Origin of the sequence: Trinickia diaoshuihuensis (assembly GCF_003390925.1) — a bacterium.
Taxonomy (GTDB): domain Bacteria; phylum Pseudomonadota; class Gammaproteobacteria; order Burkholderiales; family Burkholderiaceae; genus Trinickia; species Trinickia diaoshuihuensis.
Window position 1 is genome coordinate 71,166 of record NZ_QUBS01000085.1, and the last position, 19,605, is coordinate 90,770.

Genomic DNA, 19,605 nt, shown 5'->3' on the forward strand with positions numbered 1-19,605 from the left:
AGGCCCACATGAAACCATCCTCAAGCCCAGCGGCGCCCGCTGGCTCCGACGAGCTCGCTCGAGCCGGTTCCGGAAACGCGGCGCCGCCCGAGACGATCGCAGCCCGGATCTACCCGTTCGGCGACAGCGCCCTCGTATGCGAGGCGCCCGCCCCGGCGACGCTCGCATGCCAGCAGCGCATCTGGGCACTGGCCCAAGCGGTGCGCGCCTGGCCCGACGTCGTCGAAATCGTGCCGGGCATGAACAATCTGACGATCGTTTTCGATCCGCTATCGGCCGATCTGGAGGCGCGCGCGGTCGATCTCGCGGCGGCATGGGAGCGGGCCGTCGGCGTCGCAGCGCCCACGCGCGAGATCGAGATCGGCGTGCGCTACGGCGGCGAGGACGGGCCCGATCTGCGCGCGGTGGCCGAACACGCCGGGCTGACGGTCGAAGAAGTCGTCCGGCGCCACTCGAGTGCCGAGTACGTCGTCTTTTTTGTCGGTTTTCAGCCCGGCTTCGCCTATCTCGGCGGCCTCGATCCCTCGCTGCACATGCCCCGCCGAGCCGTGCCGCGCGTGGCGGTACCCGCCGGTTCGGTCGGTATCGGCGGGTCGCAAACAGGCATTTATCCGGCCGCCTCGCCCGGCGGCTGGCAATTGATCGGACGTACGCCATTGCCGCTGTTCGATCCGAGCCGAGAGCGGCCGACGTTGCTCGAACCCGGCGATCGCGTCCGTTTCACCGTTTTGGAGATCGTGCAATGATCGACGTACTGCGCGCCGGCATGCTCTCTTCGGTGCAGGATCTAGGCCGGGCGGGCTATCGGCACCTCGGAATCGCGAAAGCCGGCGCGCTCGATACGCTTGCGCTCGAAGTCGGCAATCGCCTCGTGGGCAACGAACCGCAGGCCGCGGCGATCGAAGCGACCGTCGGCCCGGTCGTGCTGCGCTTCACACGAGCCACTCGCCTCGCGCTGACCGGTGCGCAATTTAACGCGACGCTCGACGGCAAGAGCGTCCACACGTGGTGGAGCTTGCCGGTGCGAGCCGGCCAAGAATTGGTCTTGCACGGACCCGTGCGCGGCATGCGCGGCTATATTTGCGTGCGGGGCGGCATCGACGTCATCGCGGTCCTCGGCTCGCGCAGCACCGATTTGGCCGCCGGTTTCGGCGGGCTGGGCGGACGCAAGCTACGCGACGGCGACCGTCTGCCGATCGGGCAAAACATACGGCGGCAAGATAAAGCGACGGGCGTCGATGCTCCGGCGTTCGGCGTGAAGGCCCCCGAGTGGTGCCGCTTCGCCGAGGCCGCGCGGGAACCGGCGCGGCACGGCAAGTACGTGGGGAGCACGGAACGCGGCGATGTCATCCGCGTGCTGCGCGGCCCCGAATATGATTCGTTCGGCGAAGCGGCGCGCACCGCGTTCTGGTCGGACCGCTGGCGAGTCACGCCGAACAGCAATCGGATGGGCTACCGGCTCGAGGGCAGCGCCTTGAGCCGCGACGAAGCATCCGAGCTGCTGTCGCATGCCGTGTTGCCCGGCACGATCCAAGTCCCCGGCAACGGCCAACCGATCGTTTTGATGGGCGACGCCCACACGACGGGCGGCTACCCCCGAATCGGCGTGGTCATCGCCGCCGACTTGTGGAAGCTTGCCCAAGTGCGGCTGGGCTCGGCCGTGCGCTTCGTGCGCACGACCCGCGAGGAGGCGCGCCACGCACTCGCGGAGGAACACGCGTACTTGCGGCAAATCGACGCCGCGATCGCCATGCATGAAGAGCGGCTGCAACGCGTCTCGCGCGCCGCTTGAAGGTTTTGTAACGAGGTAGTCATGAATATCGATTTGAACGCCGATCTCGGCGAAGGCGGCGACGCCGATGAAGCGCTGCTCGGTCTCGTCAGTTCGGCGAATATCGCCTGCGGCTGGCACGCCGGCGGCGCCAATGCGATGCGCGACTGCGTACGGCTCGCCGTCAAGCAAGGGGTGGCGATCGGCGCGCACCCGAGTTTTCACGACCCTGACAATTTCGGGCGCAAGGAAATGCATTTGCCGCCCGACGATATTTATGCCGGGATACTCTATCAACTCGGCGCGCTCTCGGCGATCGCGCAGGCCGAAGGCGTGCGTGTCGCCCACTTGAAGCCGCACGGCGCGCTCTATAACCAGGCGGCGCGAGATTCGTCCATTGCGAAGGCGATCATCTCGGCGGTGCACGACTTCGATCCGTCGGTCGCGGTTTTCGGCCTTGCCGGGAGCCGCTTTATCTCGATGGCGCGCGAGGCCGGGCTCGTGGCCGTCGAAGAAGGATTCGCCGATCGGGGCTATCGTGCCGACGGCTCGCTGGTGCCGCGCAACGAACCCGGTGCGCTGATCGAGGACGACGACGAAATGCTCGCGCACGTGCTCTCGATGGTGCGCGACAAACGCGTGCGCACGGTGACCGGCGACTGGGTCCCGCTCGACGTGCGCACGCTATGCCTGCACGGCGATGGCCCGCATGCGCTCGCGTTCGCGCAAAAGCTGCGCCGCACCCTCGATGAACAGGGCGTCGACGTAATGGCCGCGTCTTCGCTGGCTCATTGAGAGAGCAGCCGATAGCGCTTTGAAAGCGGCCGTAGAGCCGCGTTTTAGAAGGAAAAGGCGAGGAAGACAAATAACAAGCTCGCCTGTATTGCCGCGACGTGCCGGCACGCAATCGATCAATAAAACGGCGCGACGCGGTGCGTATGACGGTTCGACGTTCGTCACTTGGAGACTTATAGATGCAGACCAACCTATGGCCCTTGCTGGGGGTAGCCGTCATCGTCGTCGGCTTTCTCTTGCGATTCAATCCGATGTTGATCGTCGCTTGCGCGGCGATCGTCACACCGATATGCGCGCATTTCCCGCCCGACAAAATTCTCGCGGCTATCGGCACCGGATTTTTGAAAACCCGTAATATCCCGCTCATTATTTTGTTGCCGCTGGCCGTCATCGGCCTATTGGAGCGGCACGGATTGCGCGAGCGGGCGCAAATATGGATTGCCGGTATCAAGGCGGCAACCGCCGGGCGGCTGTTGATCGTCTATTTGCTCGTACGCGAGTTGACCGCCGCCGTGGGCTTGACCGGCCTCGGGGGGCATCCGCAGATGGTGCGGCCGTTGCTCGCGCCGATGGCCGAAGGCGCGACCGAAGCGCGCTACGGCACGATTTCCGATGCGGTGCGCTACAAGCTGCGCGCGTTTTCCGCCGCGACCGACAACGTCGGCTTGTTTTTCGGCGAGGACATCTTCGTGGCCTTCGGCGCCATCGTATTGATGGTCACGTTCTTGAAGGAGGCGGGCATTGTCGTCGCGCCGATGCAAGTGGCCGTATGGGGCATGCCGACCGCGTTGGCCGCATTCGTCATTCACAGCGTACGGTTGTATTTGCTCGATCGGCGTCTCGATCGGGAGCTGAAGCGAGCCGCGCAAGCGCCTGCCGGCGATCTCGAACAACGCGCCTCGCTTGCGGCGGGCATGCCCACGCAACCGTCGGCTCGCGCCGCGGGAGAATAACCATGACGCTCAAGCTCGTTCATTTGTTCTGGCTCGTCGGTCTCGTGCTGCTCGTCGTAGGTGCGATGATCGTCACGGACAAGGCCCATCCGCGGCGTTTCGCGGCGGGCGGCTTTTGGATCATCTATGCGGTGATTTTTCTCGTCGGCGACTGGTTGCCGGCTGAACTGGTCGGCGTGCTCGTCATCGCGATGGCACTGATCGCCGGGTTCGGCGGGGTGTTGGGGGCCAAGCCGAACATGCCTAGCGACGCGGCGCGCCGGGCCAGCGCCAAGCGGCTCGGCAATCTTCTATTCGTGCCCGCGTTGACGATTCCGGTCGTAACGGTGGCCGTGACGCTGCTCGTCGGACGGCTCACGGTTGGCGGCACGCCGCTCATCGAGCCGAAGAACGCGACGCTCGTCGGCTTCGGCATTGGCTGCGTCGTGGCGTTGGCCGTCGCGTGCTTCGTTACGCGCGATTCCGTCGGGCAATCGGCGAAGGAGGCTCGGCGCTTGATCGATGCGCTGTCGTGGGCCGCGGTACTGCCGCAATTGCTCGGCATGCTCGGGCTCGTCTTCGCCGACGCGGGTGTGGGCAAGGCCGTCGCGCACGTGGCCACCGCCTATGTGAATCTCGACTACCGGTTCGTCGCGGTGGCGGTTTACTGCGTCGGCATGGCGCTCTTCACGATGGTGATGGGCAACGGCTTCGCCGCCTTCCCTGTGATGACGGGCGGTATCGGCGTGCCGATCCTCGTGAACGTGTTTCATGGCAACCCGGCCGTGATGGTGGCGATCGGCATGTTCTCGGGCTACTGCGGGACGCTGATGACGCCGATGGCGGCAAACTTCAACATGGTGCCCGCCGCGTTGCTGGAATTACCCGATAAGAACGCGGTCATCAAGGCGCAAGCGCCGACCGGCGCGTTGCTGCTCGTCGTCAATATCTTGCTGCTCAATGCGTTGATGTTTCGGTGAATGACGGGTGACCCATCCGCTTGTCGCGGGTGGGTCGCCCGCACACGAACAAGCAAACGACGCGGCGGCATTAGAAGCCACTCCCCCCGTACAGGACGCCTACCGCGGAGTCATATAGGTGCAGAGTATTGCAAGTGCACTGCAACCCAACATCGCGAGCATCAAAGACCTTTCCGGCGCCCAGGGCATAACATGGGCGGCGATTGCGGCGCTCGCCGCCCCGATGCCGAAAAGCAGAGTACCTAATAGGGCCGACGCGAAACCGGCGCGCTCAGCGTGCCGCGCTAGGGCAATCGCCGCGGAGTTAGGGGCGACGAATCCAATCATTGATAGGTAGACAAAGACGCTGCCAAGCAAGAGAAAGGTCGGCGGTCTCTCGTAAAGAGCAAGCAGCGCTAAGACAGGAACCAATGAAACCCATAGTGCCGATTTGGCGACGCGTTTCAACGCGAGTCGGAGTACCAATAAGCCATTGACGTGCGCTGCGATGACCATCCCAAGCGAATTGGCTGCGAATGTTGCGCTAAACAGACCGGACGATAAACCGTAAGCGTCAACGAAGACCCTCGCCGACATGGCAAAGTAGGCGAACATCCCACCTTGCAAAAATCCGCTGGTGCATGCCCAAGTAATGAACTGGCGGTCATAGAGGATTTCACGCCATCCGTAGGGCGCACGATCGCTACCAGTCAGCGCCCGCCTGTCAATGGGCAACGTCTCCGGCATGGCGACGCTAAGTGCGAGCAAAGCCAATCCAACCGTGCCCATCGACCAAAATATCGCGCGCCATCCGCCCACCTCGAGCAACCCGGCACCGACTAGTGGAGCGACAAGCGGTGCGACGCTCGCGGCCAACATCAACGTGGAAAATGTCCGAGCCCTCTCTTGCAGGTCAGTCCGGTCGTGAACCATCGCTCTCGCCAGCACCATCCCCGCGCTTCCGCCGATACCTTGCAGGAAGCGTAGTGCGATAAACCAATCGACGGTCTGCGTGCAACTACATGCAAACGATGAACCCGCATAGATGACCAACCCGGCATATAGCGGGCGCTTCCTACCATATAGATCACTCACGAAACCGTGGGTCAACTGTCCGATCAAGACCCCCACTAAATAGCTCGGAATCGACAAAGCAATATGGCTCGGCGCTGATCCGAAGGCTACCGTCAACGTCGCGGCGGCAGGCAGATACATGTCGATCGAAATAGGGCCGATCGAGCAAAGCGCACCAAGACAGCCCACCCATATCTTTGATCTCACGCGCTCACTTGAATCGTGCGCCCGTCGCGGCCTGCACAGCCCTGATGCATCGTTCTTTCAGCGCGGTACCTGTGCACGGATCCAGCGGCGCGACGTGATCCCAATTTCCTAGCGAGTCTTCGCCGCTAACGAGCCACGTATACGCGGGCCTGACGATAGGTACAACGCGAGGTGAAACGTATCGTGTCACAAGACCAATGCGGGAAGAATCGCTCGAATTCGGTCCCGATGCGTGGAACAGGAGCGGGTGATGGATCGAAAAGTCGCCTGCGTTGAGGTCGATATGCACCGCACGGCTCTCGTCAATCGGATGGCATACATGCTGAGCCCTCGACAGCATATTGTCAGCATTAGGATTTTCTGCATGCTCGACCAGCATCGAGTGGCTGCCAGGCAAAATGCGCATTCCGCCATTCAAAGCATTAGCATCGGATAACGCGAGCCACACTGTCACCATCGGGATGGTCGACAGATCTGCGTACCGATGCTTCCAGTAATAAAGATCCTGGTGCCACGAAAAGAATCCGTCTGTCCTTGGAGGCTTGGCGTTGAACTCACTTACCCATACGAGAACATCTGGGCCTATCAACGCGCGTACCACCTTGAGCACTGCCGGATGCGCGACAAGATGTGCAATCCAAGGATGCAACAAATGTCCGAATAATCGGTGCTCTCCTTTCACCGTCATACTTGGACCGCACATCGCATAGTAATTTTCCTGCACCTGCTTAACTTCTGAACTCGTTAGCGCAGGAAGAGGGTAGAGCGCACCAGTCTCTCGATAAGCTTTCACCAAATAGTCGGTATTCAATTTCTCGTCTCGCTGGTGCAGAGCTCGTGAATTTCGCGGGCTCGAATCGTGGTCGTATGTCGGCGTGCCACTTCATGTGCGGCATTCATGGTCAGCATGGCCCAACGGTCATTGTCGTTGCGATATATCTGCTGGACCTCGGCAGCATCTTTCGCGACATGAAGGACGTCTGTCCCAAGATAGTGCTGACCTTCTTGCAAACCGAGTGCCGAGAGATGTGCGCCGAGCGATGTGCGATCTGCAACTATCAAACAGCCGGAAGCCATCCCCTCGAATACCTTGGCTACCAGATAGCTAAAGACTGAGCCGCAAACGAGCATCGCCGGATAACGACGCAGCAAGGAAGCATACCTTTCTGCACCGACGGTAGAAAACGCGCTCGCATTGACCTTCATCTTATTGTTCTTATCGCCCGGGTACCCCGGGTAGCCGGGATGGTCTACGACATCACAGACATCACAAGACAGTTTTTCTGCACAAAACTGCCGAAATGGGTATGGCCACGTCCGCGCCCCCGACAGCAAGACACGATCAGATGCCGGTGCGAATATAGGACTGAAATACGATGCAGCCGAGTGTGGAACCCACCTAATGTCTTTCTTTATTTCTGGAAACCATTCAATAAGTTTGTGTGGATAGGTCGCTAGGATCAAGTCGGCCCAGCGAAATGCTCTTTGGCGCTGCGCACGTCGATACTCGCTGAAGTAATGAACATCGTCGCAGAACGCAATACGTTTCACTTGCGTCGGAAGCGCAGCAAAACGCTCGGCGTGACGCTCCATGATTTCATAGCATTCCCATAACAGCACGACGCGAGCCTCGCGAGCTGCTGCCAGTATGCAGTTATCCTCGTCCTCGCCGACTACCATTACCTTCCATCCCAGCGTTGCGAGCCGCTGATGTATCTCATAGAACTCCCGCGAGATATAGGCGTCCCATCCCGCGGGAATACAAAGCAAAAGGTCACTATTTTCCGTGATATCGCCGGCTTCCATTGTGTCGATAGATTTTCAGCAAGGTGCGAAGAGCGGCAGCTAATCGGCATGAAAATTATTTGCCACCGCCAGGTATCCATGCTCGGGACCCTCAGGGCATGAATTGACCGGACTATATCCAGACCTAAAGCCCGCGCCGCATCGGCCTCAAAAATTAAGACGCAATGCCCCCCTTCGGGCGCCATCCAGCCACGCACTTAAACCAGCAACGTTTGGCCACCTCAATGCCGCGCATGCTCCGACGTACGCTTCGCGCTCTTGCCGGCCACGATCATCGCCGGGTCCAAACTGCCCGCCGTCAACTGCACCGCCTGCAGGTTCGCCTTTTGCCACGTCTCGTACAGCGCAAACGCCGCGTCGAAAACCGCCCCCCAAGCGGACATACCCGCATCCCACTCCGACGAGGCCGGCTTGGCGCCATCGTCCGCGAACAATCGCGTATACGCGTCGCTCCCCTCCCGCGAAATGCCCGCGATATCCGCCTGCGTCGACACGGCAATCTCGTACGCCTTCCGATAATAACCCTGCGCTTTCTCCACGACCGGCATTGGCCAAGCCGAAGCCGGCATCATCCATTGGAGCGGCGTCTTCGGCAAAGCCCCCCGCCATGCACGCTCGTGCGACTCGCCGATCAAGGACCCGGCCGTTTGCCAATTCAGATCGGTCAACCGCTCGCAACCGTCGAGAAGCGTCTGCGTCACACCGAGTACCGTATCAATGCCGGCTCTTTGAGTCGCGACTACCTGCTTCGGAGACACCCAGTTCATATTAACTCCTACTTATTCGGTTAGTTAGGAAAACTCCGTAAAAACCTCGCGGCGGACCACCTCGCCGCGAGCACCATAAACGCCGCAGCCGCTCAGCGCCCACGCATCACCTGCGCAAGCCAATCGGCGCCGTGCGCCGTGATTCGGGGGCGCCGCTTGCCCCCCGGCAACGTGTCGAACGCCACCAAGTTCCGCACCGACAAGCTTTCAAGATCGTCGCGATCGAGCTCGCAGTTGCCGGGCGAGCGCTGCAGCAACATCAGCGCGGTCAGTTCATGCATGCTCAGCAAGATGGTCGATTCACTCACGGATGAGCGACGAAAAATCGCCAACGGCCATATCACCGGCTGCTCCGGGTCCGGCCCACGGCGGGCCCGCACCGCAGGCGCGCGGGACAAACAACGAACCGGGCAAAGCTCACATTTCCCACGAGACCGTGCCGCGCGGCGCGGACAAAAGCGGTGCGGCGTCATCGCTCCATGCCCTCCTGCATCGTCGTCACGTCGGCGTTGCCTCGCGCACCGCCCGCTGTCCCGTCGCTTGCCCATTCGAACCAGCACACGGTCACGCCCATGAACTCGCCGGCGATCCGCGTGCGTCCGTTCACACAGCGAAACACGCGGCGTCCCATGCGATCGAGCAAGGGCGCGAGCGATATGTTCGGCGCGCGCTCGATCTCGATGAAAGGACGCGCGTCGCACCAAATGACCCGCGCCACGCGCAGCCCCATATCGCGCAGGGCTCGTCGCGCGCTGTTCAACAGCACGAGCCGGTCGAGCAAGCTGCCCGCCAGCACGCGCCGCGATCCGAGCCCGCTCGCCTGAACGTCTCCATCTGTCTCGTCCGATTCGTGCTCGCGCGCGCCCTGAGCATGCTCCATCAATCCATCCATAGCCATTCTCCCCATGTCCGATGGCGGTCGGCAGAACCTCGCCGCGCAACGCCCGGGGCCCCATCGCGACCGCCGGCACGTCCCGCGTCCTCGCGACGCGGCCGGCTACGCACGCGGCCGGCTTCGTCGATACGCGGTGAACGGATTCTCGGTCCTCGACTTGGCGCTCGCCATTCGGCAAATGGAGTAGCCACGATGAACAAACGACGCAAAAAACCGCGCGAATTTATCGACTCGTATTTTCATAAAAATATTCGGCTTATCGAATACGGCGAAAACGAAGACTTTTTATCCATCAACATCGATTCTGTGTCATGCGCAGCCGTAATTCATACTTTTTAAGGATTTGCGACACTACATCATTTGCCTAATGGATGCCTTTCGCGCCGATGCAGAGAATCGTTTCAACACCTCACGTTTCCTTGCTAGAGCCTCTCATGTCACAGCTCATAGGATGCTATCCGCGCCGTTTCATCGAAAATCCCATCAATTGGGTAAATCGACATAACTTCTCAAAATCGAAGCACTGCCGCAACTCACATCGAAATCGATCGCCTACGAAATATCGTTTATTGCGACGCGCTTCAAGACCGAATTACCCCGCGTCCTCCAAAAGCGCGAGCGTGCCGCATCCCTCGATCATCGTCCGCTTACGAAATGTATTGCGTCGAGAGCGATAACGACCGATCCGTATCGAAACGAGCCGCCTTGCTCGCGCGCCCGCGACGGCGCCCCGCATCACTCGAATGCATCTGAAACTTATCTTGGAGAGCGGCATGACGCCAACGACCCGAGAGGGCACCGTACTCGCCTTGATCGCCGAAGGGCTGACGGACCGCGAGATCGCCGCGCGACTGGCCTTTTCCATCTCGACGGCCAGGAAGCATCGGGAAGCGCTGCTGGCTAAGTTCGGCGCGACGAAGTCAGCGCAACTCGTGCGTCGATATTTCGTTAGCTGTCCGAACTCAATAAAAAAAAGCCGAGTACGGCGCCGTTCTCCACACGCGAGCACCAAGTGCTCGCCTTGCTCAGCGACGGCAAAAGCGACAAGCAGATCGCGCGCCGCCTCGGCATCAGCGACCTAACCGCCCGCAAGCACAGGGCCAATCTGTTGAAAAAAGCCAATGCGTCCAACGTGTGCGAACTGCTGTTCGTCTCGATCGTCTCCGGCTGGCTCGACCTATCCGAGGAGCAGCCTTGATGCCCGCGCGCAAAAGGAAACGCCTGCTTTCGACCCGGGAGCCTCATGTCGTTCTACATGGTGCAGACGATGTCTTGCGGTCCATTGACCGAGGTCCAATATATCGGCCACAACGACGGCAAGCAGCCGTCGGAGCAGGACTTGCGGCGCTTCACGGAACGCGCGCGGCGCAATTACGCCGCCTCGCGCAATGTCCCGCTCGCCCACGTCGTGCCGGGCAAGATAGCCCTGCGGCATCGGGCGGTGATCGCAATCAACGCGATCGAACTCGTCGATTGAGCGTGTTTGTCCGATCAGCCGGCTTCGACGGTAAAGCCGCGCTGACGCAACAAGGTCAACACGCCCCTAGGCCCGCCCAGATGAAGTGCGCCGATTGCGACGAAAACCGGCCGGTTCGGCGCGGCGATGGCAACCATGCGCAACGCGAACCTTCGGTTCCGCTCGAAGACGATCCGGTTGTCCAGCGCGCGAGCCGCGGCAGGGGTGCGCGCGAGCCGCTCGGATTTGGCCGTCGCCCAGGCAGCGATCGCATCCGCATCGCCGATTCGCCACAGACGATGCAACGTTTTGACGTCGTCCATGTTCTGCGCGGGCGTCTGCGCGAGATCTTGCGCCAGCATCTCGCGTTGCTCGGCAAACGAGAGGTTCGTGAACGCGCGCATCTGTTCTGCGAGCGTCTCGAGGCCCACGATCTTGCCTTTCGTGGGCAGGTAGACGTTTTCGAGCTGGGCTTCCGTGCCGTACTCCGTTTGCAAGCCCGCGGCCAGCGAATCGTACGTCTCGACGAGCAGCGCGGCGAGCCAAGGGCGCGTCTTTTTGATTTCCTCGAGCGCCGTCGGATTGCCGCGCAAGCGCATGGCGAGCTTGCGCATGATGGGTTCCGACAGCAAGCGCGGCAAGCACGCGTAGTTGCACACGCCGTACTTCGACACGTCGTCTTGCGATTTCAGCAAATCGTCGGGCGAAATCTCGAGCGCGAGCGTGGGGGAAGCGGCGAGCGCCGCCATAATCGGCCGGCGAAACGGCTGGCTCTTGGGGTAGTCGTAAGGGTCGCCGACGTGCAGCGTTCCCAGCAGGTAGATCGTCGTCGCACCCTTTGTCGCGACGTAAAACGGCATGTGGGCCGGTTCGGCCCGCACGGGACCGCTCGCGCTCGTGCCGTCGAACCCGGGCGGCGGCCCGTGGAAACCCGGAATCGCCGCGGCCGGCGATGGTGTGGGGGCCGGCGCGCTAGGGACCGCCTGAGCCGCGGGCATGGGCGCGGGCCCCGCGAACGCCGGCGCGACCGGCCCGCCGGAGCGGGTATCGATTGCCAGCGTGAAAACGAACGTGAGTACGAGCGAACCTATCCGCCGCAGGCAGGCGCGCGCCCGCCGCGCGAGGGCATCCGCGAAGGCGCCCTCGCGCGGGCGGCGCCGCGCCGCCCTTGCTTCAGCCATCCGCGTCCCCTACCTCCTCGGCGCGGTGACACGATACCCATCGCCCATCGACTTCGCGCAGCTTCGGCTCTTCCACCTTGCAGCGTTCGATCGCATACGGGCAGCGCTGATGAAAGGTACAGCCCGAAGGCGGGTTCAGCGGCGAGGGCATTTCGCCTTGCAGCTTGATCTGCGTGCGGCGATCGGCTTCGAAGATGGCCGGCGTGGCCGACATCAACGAGCGCGTGTACGGGTGACGAGGCTTGGCGAAAATCGTTTTCTTATCGCCCAGCTCCGCCACGCCGCCGAAGTACATGACCATGACGTCGTCGGCGATATGCTCGACGACGGCCAAGTTGTGCGAGATGAAGACGTAGCTCGTCTTGAACTGTTCTTGCAAGTCCATAAACAGATTCAGGATCTGCGCCTGGATGGAGACGTCGAGCGCCGAAACGGGCTCGTCGGCCACCACGATGCGCGGATCCAGAATCATCGCACGAGCGATCGCAATCCGCTGCCTTTGTCCGCCGGAAAACATATGCGGATAGCGTTTGGCGTGTTCCGGACGCAACCCGACCGTGCGCATCATCTGGGCGACGCGCGCGGCGCGTTCGTCCGCGCTCATTTGAGCGTTGATGAGAAGCGGCTCGGCAAGCGTCTGCTCCACGGTCTTGCGCGGATTGAGCGAGGCGAACGGGTTTTGGAAGACCATCTGCACGCGCCGCCGGAACGCGGCCAACCGGTCCGCGTTCGCCCCGGCCACGTCCTCGCCTTCGACCAGCAAGCGCCCGGAGGTGGGCGCCTCGATCATCGTCAGTTGCCGTGCCAGCGTCGATTTGCCGCAACCCGACTCGCCTACCACCGCCAGCGTCTTGCCGCGCGCGAGCGAAAACGATACGCCGTTCAGCGCCTTGACCGTGCCATGGCCGAACATGCCGCGCCGCACCGAGTAGTGCTTGGTCAGGCCGTCCGCGACCAAAACGAGATCGTCGTCATGCCGCGGCGCGCGCGTAACTTCCGGGACTGCATTCATCGGGCGCCTCCGTGCTGGGACGTGTGCGAGCGGATCGCATCGAGGTTCAAGGGTTTGATGCAGCGGGCGCAAGCCTCGCGCACGTTCGGATCGACCGGATCGAGCGCCGGGCGTCCCTTGCGGCAACCGTCGACGACATACTTGCAACGCGGTGCGAACAAGCAGCCGCTCGGGCGATCGTCGCGCCCCGGCACCATCCCGGGCAGCGCCGACAGGCGCTTCGCGCCGCGGTTGTGCTCGGGGATCGCGGCGAGCAGCGCTTCCGTGTAGGGATGATGCGGCCGCGCGAAGATGTCCGGTACGCGGTTCGTCTCGATGACTTCGCCCGCGTACATGACCGCCACGCGCTGGGCGACTTGCGACACGACCGCCAAATCATGGGAAATCAGCACGAGCGCCATGCCGCGCTCCTTTTGCAGCCTGACGAGCAGATCCATGATCTGCGCTTGGATCGTGACATCGAGCGCGGTCGTCGGCTCGTCCGCGATCAAGAGCTTCGGATTGCACGCCACGGCCATCGCGATCATCACGCGCTGGTTCATGCCGCCCGAAAGCTGATGCGGGAATGCCGCGATACGGCTTTTGGCGTCGGGAATGCCGACCTGATCGAGCAATTCGAGCGCGCGCTTCTCGAGTGCCGCGCCACGCAGCCCTTCGTGCAGCTTGAGCACTTCCTTGATTTGATAGCCGACCGTGTAGCTCGGATTCAAGCTCGTGAGCGCATCCTGGAACACCATCGCGATGTCCTTGCCGATGATCTTGCGGCGCGCCTTCGCCGACGCTTTCAACAGATCCTTGCCGTCGAAGGTGATCTCATCGGCCGTCACGACGCCGGGCGCGTCGATGAGTCCCATCAGCGCCATCATCGTCACGCTCTTGCCCGAGCCCGATTCGCCGACGACGCCGACGACTTCGCCCGGGGCGACCGTCAGGCTCACGCCGTCCACGGCCGGCGCCCCGCCGAAGGTCACCGCCAAATTGCGGATGGTCAAAAGAGTATTCATGGTCATGCCATCCGTTTCAGTTTCGGATCGAGCGCATCGCGCAGCCCGTCGCCAAGCAGGTTGATCGCGAGCACCGAAATAAGAATCGCCATGCCGGGCATCGTCACGATCCACCACGCGTTGTCGATATAGTCGCGCGCCGAGGCCAGCATGGCGCCCCATTCGGCCGCGGGCGGCTGCACGCCCAGGCCTAGGAAGCCCAGCGCCGCGGCATCGAGAATCGCGGACGAAAACCCGAGCGTCGCCTGCACGATCAGCGGCGCCGTGCAGTTGGGCAGCACTTGCGAGAACATCAGACGCAACGTGCCGGCGCCCGCCACGCGCGATGCGGTGACGTATTCCTTCTGCAACTCGCCCTGCGCCGAAGCGCGTGTCAGCCGCACGTACCCGGGCAGCGCCACGATCGCGATCGCGAACATCGTATTCGTGAGGCCCGGTCCGATAATCGCGACGACGGCGACGGCGAGCAACAGCGAAGGCAACGCGAGCAACACGTCCATCGCGCGCATGATCGGCGTATCGGCCCAGCCGAAGAACGCCGCGCACAAGCCCAGCACGACGCCGGGAATCAGCGCGAGCACGACCGACACGCAGCCGATCCAAAACGACATGCGCGCGCCGAACATGAGCCGGGACAGGATGTCGCGACCGGCCTCGTCGGTGCCGAGCACGAATTTCCAATTGCCGCCTTCGAGCCAGGCCGGGGGGATCTTGACGTAGTCGCGGTACTGCTCGACGGGACTGTGCGGAGCAAGCAGCGGCGCGAATATCGCGACGATGACGAGCACGAGGACGATAATGCCGGCCGCGACGGCGCCGCGGTTGCGCGAGAAGTTGCTCCAGAACTCGCGCAGCGCGAGCGCCCGTCCGCTGCGCGGCGTGACGCTTCCCGGAACCGTGTTTTGAATATCTGCCATGGTTGCGGGCTCCTTTAGCGCGTATGGCGAATGCGTGGATTGAGCACGCCGTACAGCAAATCGACGACCAGGTTCACGACGATCACCAGCGTCGCGATCAGCAAGATGCCGCCTTGCACGACGGGGTAGTCGCGCCGGCTGATCGCATCGATGAGCCATTTGCCGATGCCGGGCCAGGAAAACAGCGTCTCGGTCAACACCGCTCCCGCGAGCAGCGTGCCCACTTGAAGACCGATCACAGTCACGACGGGAATCAGCGCATTGCGCAGCGCGTGCACGACGATCACGCGAACGGGGGAAAGCCCCTTGGCCCGCGCCGTGCGAATGTAGTCCTCGCGCAGCACTTCGAGCATCGACGAGCGCGTCATGCGCGCCACGACGGCGAGCGGGATCGTGCCGAGCACAACGGCGGGCAAGATCAAATGACTCACGGCCGATTTGAACGAACCTTCATCGGGCGCGAGCAGCGCGTCGATCAGCATGAAGCCGGTCACGTGGGGAATGTCGTATTCGACGGCGATCCGTCCCGACACGGGCGTCCAGCCGAGCGTGACCGAGAACAGCATGATCAGGATCAGCCCCCACCAAAAAATCGGCATCGAATAACCGGCGAGCGCCGTGCCCATTACGCCGTGGTCGACGACGGTGCCGCGCTTGAGCGCCGCCACGACGCCGGCCGGCAGCCCGATGAGGAGCGCGAACAACATCGCGCAGATCGAGAGTTCGACGGTCGCCGGAAAGCGCGCGAGAAATTCGTTCATCACGCTCGTATTCGTGATGATGGATTCGCCGAGATTGCCGTGCAGCGCGCGCCAAACGTAGTGGACGTACTGCATCGGCAGGGGCTCGTCGAGCCCGAGCCGGTGCAGCGCCGCGGCGTGCATCGCCGGATCGACGCCGCGTTCGCCCATCATGACTTCGATCGGATCGCCGGGAATCAAATGGATGAGCGCGAAAGCGAGAATCGTGATGCCGATGAACGTCGGTATCACCATTCCGATGCGGCGTAAAACGAATCGGAACATGGTTCGTCCCTTTATCTTGCAGGAGAATAAATGCGACCGGCGACGAGAGACGCTTTCGCATCCCTGTCGCCGGAGAACGTGCGGGTGCTCCCCGGGCAACCCGGAGAGCGTACCGCATCGCCGTTACTTCAGGCTGACGCCGTCGAAGCGGGCATAGCCGAGCGGGTCGATGCGCATGTCGACGACGTTCTTGGTCGTCGGTTGATAGAGCGTGGAGTGGGCGATCGGCGAGAACGGCAGTTGCTCGGCGAAGATCTGCTGCGCTTGCATGTAGATCTTCGTGCGTGCGTCTTGCCCGTTCGTCGTGCGGCCCTTCTGGATCTGCTCGTCGAACGGCTTGTAGCACCATTCCGAGAAGTTGTTGCCGTGCACGGCTTCGCAGCCGAGCAGCGTGCCGAGCCAATTGTCCGGATCGCCGTTGTCGCCGTTCCAGCCGATCAGCATCGTATCGTCTTCACCCGCGTGCGCGCGCTTGATGTATTCGCCCCACTCATAGGTGACGATCTTCGCCTTTACGCCGATCTTCGCCCAGTCGGACTGGATCATTTCCGCCATCAGCTTCGCGTTCGGGTTGTACGGGCGTTGCACGGGCATCGCCCACAGCGTGATCTCGAATCCGTTCGGGAAACCGGCCTTTGCGAGCAGCGCCTTCGCCTTGGCCGTATCGTACGCGGCCATCGGCAGATTGCCGTCATACGACCATTGCGTCGGCGGCATCGGCGCCTTTGCCGGTTGGCCCGCGCCTTGATAGACGGATTCGACGATCGCCTTTTTGTTGACGGCCATGTCGAGCGCGCGACGCACGTCGACGTTGTCGAGCGGCTTATGCGTCACGTTGTACGACAGGTACCCGAGGTTGAAACCCGCCTGCGACGGCATCGAAATATCGGGGTCCTTCTTCAGATCGGCGATATCGGCCGGCTTCGGATAGCTCATCACCTGACATTCGTTGCGCTTGAGCTTTTGCGCGCGCACGCTCGCATCGGTGGTGATCGAGAAGATCAGGTTTTTCAGCTTCACGGCGCCCGGCTTCCAATAGTCGGGATTGCCGGTAAAGCGGATCGTCGCATCCTTCGTATAGCTCTTGAAGATGAACGGGCCCGTTCCGAGCGGCTTTTGATTGATGTCGGCCGCCTTGCCTTCCTTCAGGAGCTGATCGGCGTATTCCTTCGAGAGAATCGACGCAAACTCCATCGCCATGTTTTGCAGGAAGGGGGCATTCACTTCCTTCAAGGTAAAGCGCACCGTGTACAGATCGATCTTGTCGATCTTCGTGATGAGCTTATCGAGGCCCATATCGGTGAAGTACGGGAATTGCACCGGATAGGCCTTGCGGAACGGCTCGTTCGTATCGAGCATCCGCTCGAACGTGAACACGACGTCGTCCGCGTTGAACTCGCGCGTGGGCTTGAAGTATTCCGCCGTTTGGAATTTCACACCGTGACGAAGGTGGAAGGTATAGACCTTACCGTCGGACGAGACGTCCCACGACTCGGCCAGGCCCGGCTCGATCTCGGTGCTGCCGCGCTTGAATTCGACGAGACGGTTATAGACGGTGAACGTATTGGCGGTGAAATCCGTGCCCGTCGTGTATTGCGCGGGATCGAAACCGGCGGGACTGCCCTCGGAGCAATAGACGAGCGTCTTGTTCGGAATGTCGGCCGCGTGCGAGCTCGTCGCCGCGAGCGATACCGTTACGGTGGCGGCCGCGATCGCGCTCAACCGCACAGCGCGCAACAGTTTGTTTTGCTTCATGTTTCCTCCAGTTCTGAGGCCGGCCGCAGCCAGCGTACGCGGATATTACTGAGCTTTGATTACCCGAACAAGCGGTCGGGAAAAGGCAACGCTCGGCACGAGTGCGCGTTGACTTTGCGCTTCGCGCATGTTTAGTGCCACTAAAATTCCATGTCAACCTTTCTCGGGCGGCGATGTGTAACCGCGGTCTAAGCGTGGTTTAACCGATTCGTCGGATGTTTCAACGAGGGCTTACCCGCAAGGCGCGCGGGCGTCTAGGCCCGCGCGCCTTGCAAAGATGCGCTGCGCTATTCGAGCCCGACGCCCCAGAACTGCGTCGGACCGAACGGATCGATCTTGAAGCCCACGACGTTCTTGCGCAGCGGCTGGTACACCATCGAGTGCGCAATCGGCGTGAACGGCACTTGCTGCTTGAAGATTTCCTGCGCGCGCGTGTATAGCCGCGTACGCTCCGCGACGTCGTTCGTCTCGCGGGCCTTGACCACGAGATCGTCGAACGGCTTATAGCACCATTTCGCAAAGTTGCTGCCGTTCACGGCCGCGCACCCGAGCAGCACGCCGAGCCAGTTGTCGGGGTCGCCGTTGTCGCCCGTCAAGCCGATCAACATCGCGTCGTGTTCGCCCGCATGCGCGCGCCTCACGTATTCGCCCCATTCATACGTCGTGATTTGCGCGTGCACGCCGATCTTGGCCCAATCGGCCTGGATCATCTCGGCCATCAAACGCGCGTTGGGATTGTAGGGGCGCTGTACCGGCATCGCCCAGAGCGTCAACGAGAAGCCGTCGGTCAAGCCGGCCTTCGCGAGCAGCGCTTTCGCTTGCGCCGGATCGTAAGGTGCGTCTTTGAGGGCCTTGTCGTACGACCATTGCGTCGGCGGCATCGGCGCCACCGCGGCCTGGCCCGCGCCTTGGTAGACCGATTTGACGATGGCTTGCTTGTCGATGGCCATATCGAGCGCCCGGCGCACGTCGACGTTATCGAGCGGCTTGTGCGTCGTGTTGTAGGCGAGAAAGCCGAGATTGAAGCCGACCTGATGCGGCATTTGCAGATTCGGGTCGCTCGCGAGCGAAGCGATATCGGCCGGACGCGGATAGTTCATCACTTGGCATTCGCCGTCTTTCAGCTTCTGCTCGCGCACGGCGGGATCGGGCGTGATCTGAAACACGAGCTTGGCGATGCGCACGACACCGCTCTTCCAGTAATCGGGATTGCCGTCGTAGCGAATCGTGGCGTCTTTCGTATAGCTATGGAACACGAACGGACCTGTGCCCACCGGTTTTTGATTGATATCGGCGGCCTTGCCCTGCTTAAGCAACTGATCGGCGTACTCGGCCGATAGGATCGAGGCGAACGGCATCGCCAATTCCGACAAAAAAGGCGCGCTGGGCTTGCGCAGCGTCATGCGGACAGTCAGCGGATCGAGCGCCTCCACGCTTTGAAGGTTCGTGGCCAGCCCGAGATCGGCGAAGTACGGAAACTGCACCTGATACGCTTGGCGCAAAGGCGCCTTCGGATCGAGCATCCGCTCGAACGTGAGCACGACGTCGTCCGCGTCGAACTCGCGCGTGGGCTTGAAATACGGCGTGGTATGAAACTTCACGCCGGGGCGCAAATGAAACGTATAGATGCGTCCGTCGTTCGACACCTCCCACGACCGCGCAAGACCCGGCTCGATCGTGGTGCCGCCGTGTTCGAACTCGACTAGGCGGTTATAAACCGTATAACCGGCGGCCGAGAACTCGACGCTCGTCGTGTATTGCGCCGGATCGAAACCGGCGGGACTCGCGTCCGAGCAAAAAACGAGCGTTCTCGCAGGTAGTTCGGCGGCGGCGCTGCGACCGGCACCGCATAGGACGGCGGCCGCCGCGGCCGCTACGACGACCGGGGCGGCAAACTTGAACGAGCAAACGGCTAGAAGGGGACGACATAGCGGCATGGATGCTCCTCCAATGACAGGCCGGGCAAGCGTAGCACGGCATTCCTCGCGCGCCCTCCCACCGCGATGTAATGAACGTCACGATGACAATCGCCAATCGACACGCTCGCAC

General features: G+C 62.0%; 20 protein-coding genes and 1 pseudogene. 8 read left to right on the forward strand and 13 right to left on the reverse strand.

Annotated elements, in window-relative coordinates; translation table 11 throughout:
- Nucleotides 1–8: 8 nt before the first annotated feature.
- The 5 genes from pxpB (at nt 9) to DXT59_RS23580 (ending at nt 4,478) form a co-directional block, all read left to right on the forward strand.
- The gene (gene pxpB, locus DXT59_RS23560) at nt 9–746 is read left to right on the forward strand and encodes a 5-oxoprolinase subunit PxpB (protein WP_116139720.1); all 738 of its coding nucleotides are present in this window, start codon (nt 9–11) and stop codon (nt 744–746) included.
- Nucleotides 743–1,792, forward strand: a complete 1,050-nt coding sequence (locus tag DXT59_RS23565; RefSeq protein WP_116139722.1) for a 5-oxoprolinase subunit C family protein — start codon at nt 743–745, stop codon at nt 1,790–1,792. The genes pxpB and DXT59_RS23565 overlap by 4 nt, the downstream gene beginning before the upstream one ends.
- A gap of 21 nt (nt 1,793–1,813) precedes the next feature.
- On the forward strand, nt 1,814–2,566 hold the full coding sequence (gene pxpA / locus DXT59_RS23570) for a 5-oxoprolinase subunit PxpA (protein ID WP_116139725.1): 753 nt from the start codon (nt 1,814–1,816) through the stop codon (nt 2,564–2,566).
- Nucleotides 2,567–2,745: 179 nt separating this feature from the next.
- Entirely contained in the window at nt 2,746–3,519 is a 774-nt protein-coding gene (locus DXT59_RS23575) for a DUF969 domain-containing protein (protein ID WP_116139727.1), read from the forward strand.
- Between the two features lie 2 nt (nt 3,520–3,521).
- The gene (locus tag DXT59_RS23580; protein ID WP_116139729.1) at nt 3,522–4,478 is read left to right on the forward strand and encodes a DUF979 domain-containing protein; all 957 of its coding nucleotides are present in this window, start codon (nt 3,522–3,524) and stop codon (nt 4,476–4,478) included.
- 99 nt (nt 4,479–4,577) lie between these two features.
- On the opposite strand, the gene DXT59_RS23585 is transcribed toward DXT59_RS23580, so the two are convergent.
- From DXT59_RS23585 to DXT59_RS23610, 6 genes are all read right to left on the reverse strand, one after another.
- A complete protein-coding gene (locus tag DXT59_RS23585) occupies nt 4,578–5,738 on the reverse strand; it encodes a Bcr/CflA family efflux MFS transporter (RefSeq protein WP_162878217.1) in 1,161 nt (386 codons plus the stop codon).
- A gap of 4 nt (nt 5,739–5,742) precedes the next feature.
- Nucleotides 5,743–6,549 (reverse strand): phytanoyl-CoA dioxygenase family protein, encoded by an 807-nt coding sequence (locus DXT59_RS23590; RefSeq protein WP_116139733.1) that lies wholly within the window; start codon nt 6,547–6,549, stop codon nt 5,743–5,745.
- The gene (locus DXT59_RS23595; RefSeq protein WP_116139736.1) at nt 6,546–7,544 is read right to left on the reverse strand and encodes a glycosyltransferase; all 999 of its coding nucleotides are present in this window, start codon (nt 7,542–7,544) and stop codon (nt 6,546–6,548) included. Before DXT59_RS23595 ends, DXT59_RS23590 begins: the two co-directional genes overlap by 4 nt.
- Before the next feature lie 221 nt (nt 7,545–7,765).
- A complete protein-coding gene (gene phaP, locus DXT59_RS23600) occupies nt 7,766–8,311 on the reverse strand; it encodes a TIGR01841 family phasin (protein WP_116139738.1) in 546 nt (181 codons plus the stop codon).
- Nucleotides 8,312–8,403: 92 nt separating this feature from the next.
- Nucleotides 8,404–8,619: a hypothetical protein gene (locus tag DXT59_RS23605; RefSeq protein ID WP_162878218.1), complete on the reverse strand. Its 216-nt coding sequence runs from the start codon at nt 8,617–8,619 to the stop codon at nt 8,404–8,406.
- Nucleotides 8,620–8,780: 161 nt separating this feature from the next.
- A complete protein-coding gene (locus DXT59_RS23610) occupies nt 8,781–9,203 on the reverse strand; it encodes a hypothetical protein (RefSeq protein WP_116139742.1) in 423 nt (140 codons plus the stop codon).
- A gap of 776 nt (nt 9,204–9,979) precedes the next feature.
- On the opposite strand from DXT59_RS23610, the pseudogene DXT59_RS31625 reads away from it, so the two are divergent.
- The 3 genes and pseudogenes from DXT59_RS31625 to DXT59_RS23625 all read left to right on the forward strand — a co-directional run.
- Nucleotides 9,980–10,132 (forward strand): annotated as a pseudogene (locus DXT59_RS31625) (response regulator transcription factor); the annotation flags it as partial.
- Between the two features lie 26 nt (nt 10,133–10,158).
- Entirely contained in the window at nt 10,159–10,404 is a 246-nt protein-coding gene (locus tag DXT59_RS23620; protein WP_116139746.1) for a response regulator transcription factor, read from the forward strand.
- Nucleotides 10,405–10,449: 45 nt separating this feature from the next.
- Nucleotides 10,450–10,683, forward strand: a complete 234-nt coding sequence (locus DXT59_RS23625; protein WP_116139748.1) for a hypothetical protein — start codon at nt 10,450–10,452, stop codon at nt 10,681–10,683.
- Nucleotides 10,684–10,697: 14 nt separating this feature from the next.
- On the opposite strand, the gene DXT59_RS23630 is transcribed toward DXT59_RS23625, so the two are convergent.
- The 7 genes from DXT59_RS23630 to DXT59_RS23660 form a co-directional block, all read right to left on the reverse strand.
- On the reverse strand, nt 10,698–11,843 hold the full coding sequence (locus DXT59_RS23630) for a TraB/GumN family protein (protein WP_116139749.1): 1,146 nt from the start codon (nt 11,841–11,843) through the stop codon (nt 10,698–10,700).
- Entirely contained in the window at nt 11,836–12,855 is a 1,020-nt protein-coding gene (locus DXT59_RS23635; protein WP_116139751.1) for a peptide ABC transporter ATP-binding protein, read from the reverse strand. The genes DXT59_RS23630 and DXT59_RS23635 overlap by 8 nt, the downstream gene beginning before the upstream one ends.
- Nucleotides 12,852–13,865 carry an ABC transporter ATP-binding protein gene (locus tag DXT59_RS23640; protein ID WP_116139753.1) on the reverse strand — a complete coding sequence of 338 codons (1,014 nt, stop codon included), beginning with the start codon at nt 13,863–13,865 and terminating at the stop codon, nt 12,852–12,854. The genes DXT59_RS23635 and DXT59_RS23640 overlap by 4 nt, the downstream gene beginning before the upstream one ends.
- Nucleotides 13,862–14,776: an ABC transporter permease subunit gene (locus tag DXT59_RS23645; protein WP_116139755.1), complete on the reverse strand. Its 915-nt coding sequence runs from the start codon at nt 14,774–14,776 to the stop codon at nt 13,862–13,864. Before DXT59_RS23645 ends, DXT59_RS23640 begins: the two co-directional genes overlap by 4 nt.
- A gap of 14 nt (nt 14,777–14,790) precedes the next feature.
- Nucleotides 14,791–15,801, reverse strand: coding sequence for an ABC transporter permease subunit (locus DXT59_RS23650; protein ID WP_116139757.1), 1,011 nt, complete (start codon nt 15,799–15,801; stop codon nt 14,791–14,793).
- Between the two features lie 123 nt (nt 15,802–15,924).
- Nucleotides 15,925–17,556: an ABC transporter substrate-binding protein gene (locus tag DXT59_RS23655; protein ID WP_116139759.1), complete on the reverse strand. Its 1,632-nt coding sequence runs from the start codon at nt 17,554–17,556 to the stop codon at nt 15,925–15,927.
- 287 nt (nt 17,557–17,843) lie between these two features.
- Nucleotides 17,844–19,493 (reverse strand): ABC transporter substrate-binding protein, encoded by a 1,650-nt coding sequence (locus DXT59_RS23660; protein ID WP_116139761.1) that lies wholly within the window; start codon nt 19,491–19,493, stop codon nt 17,844–17,846.
- Nucleotides 19,494–19,605 lie beyond the last annotated feature (112 nt).

Bases quoted from the DNA above. Each gene is read 5' to 3' on its own strand.
- DXT59_RS23625 (WP_116139748.1), top strand. From the start codon at position 10,450: ATGTCGTTCTACATGGTGCAGACGATGTCTTGCGGTCCATTGACCGAG.
- DXT59_RS23595 (WP_116139736.1), bottom strand. From the start codon at position 7,544: ATGGAAGCCGGCGATATCACGGAAAATAGTGACCTTTTGCTTTGTATT.
- DXT59_RS23565 (WP_116139722.1), top strand. From the start codon at position 743: ATGATCGACGTACTGCGCGCCGGCATGCTCTCTTCGGTGCAGGATCTA.
- DXT59_RS23610 (WP_116139742.1), bottom strand. From the start codon at position 9,203: ATGGATGGATTGATGGAGCATGCTCAGGGCGCGCGCGAGCACGAATCG.
- DXT59_RS23575 (WP_116139727.1), top strand. From the start codon at position 2,746: ATGCAGACCAACCTATGGCCCTTGCTGGGGGTAGCCGTCATCGTCGTC.
- pxpA (WP_116139725.1), top strand. From the start codon at position 1,814: ATGAATATCGATTTGAACGCCGATCTCGGCGAAGGCGGCGACGCCGAT.
- DXT59_RS23655 (WP_116139759.1), bottom strand. From the start codon at position 17,556: ATGAAGCAAAACAAACTGTTGCGCGCTGTGCGGTTGAGCGCGATCGCG.
- DXT59_RS23640 (WP_116139753.1), bottom strand. From the start codon at position 13,865: ATGACCATGAATACTCTTTTGACCATCCGCAATTTGGCGGTGACCTTC.
- DXT59_RS23635 (WP_116139751.1), bottom strand. From the start codon at position 12,855: ATGAATGCAGTCCCGGAAGTTACGCGCGCGCCGCGGCATGACGACGAT.
- DXT59_RS23650 (WP_116139757.1), bottom strand. From the start codon at position 15,801: ATGTTCCGATTCGTTTTACGCCGCATCGGAATGGTGATACCGACGTTC.
- phaP (WP_116139738.1), bottom strand. From the start codon at position 8,311: ATGAACTGGGTGTCTCCGAAGCAGGTAGTCGCGACTCAAAGAGCCGGC.
- DXT59_RS23630 (WP_116139749.1), bottom strand. From the start codon at position 11,843: ATGGCTGAAGCAAGGGCGGCGCGGCGCCGCCCGCGCGAGGGCGCCTTC.
- DXT59_RS23645 (WP_116139755.1), bottom strand. From the start codon at position 14,776: ATGGCAGATATTCAAAACACGGTTCCGGGAAGCGTCACGCCGCGCAGC.
- DXT59_RS23660 (WP_116139761.1), bottom strand. From the start codon at position 19,493: ATGCCGCTATGTCGTCCCCTTCTAGCCGTTTGCTCGTTCAAGTTTGCC.
- DXT59_RS23580 (WP_116139729.1), top strand. From the start codon at position 3,522: ATGACGCTCAAGCTCGTTCATTTGTTCTGGCTCGTCGGTCTCGTGCTG.
- pxpB (WP_116139720.1), top strand. From the start codon at position 9: ATGAAACCATCCTCAAGCCCAGCGGCGCCCGCTGGCTCCGACGAGCTC.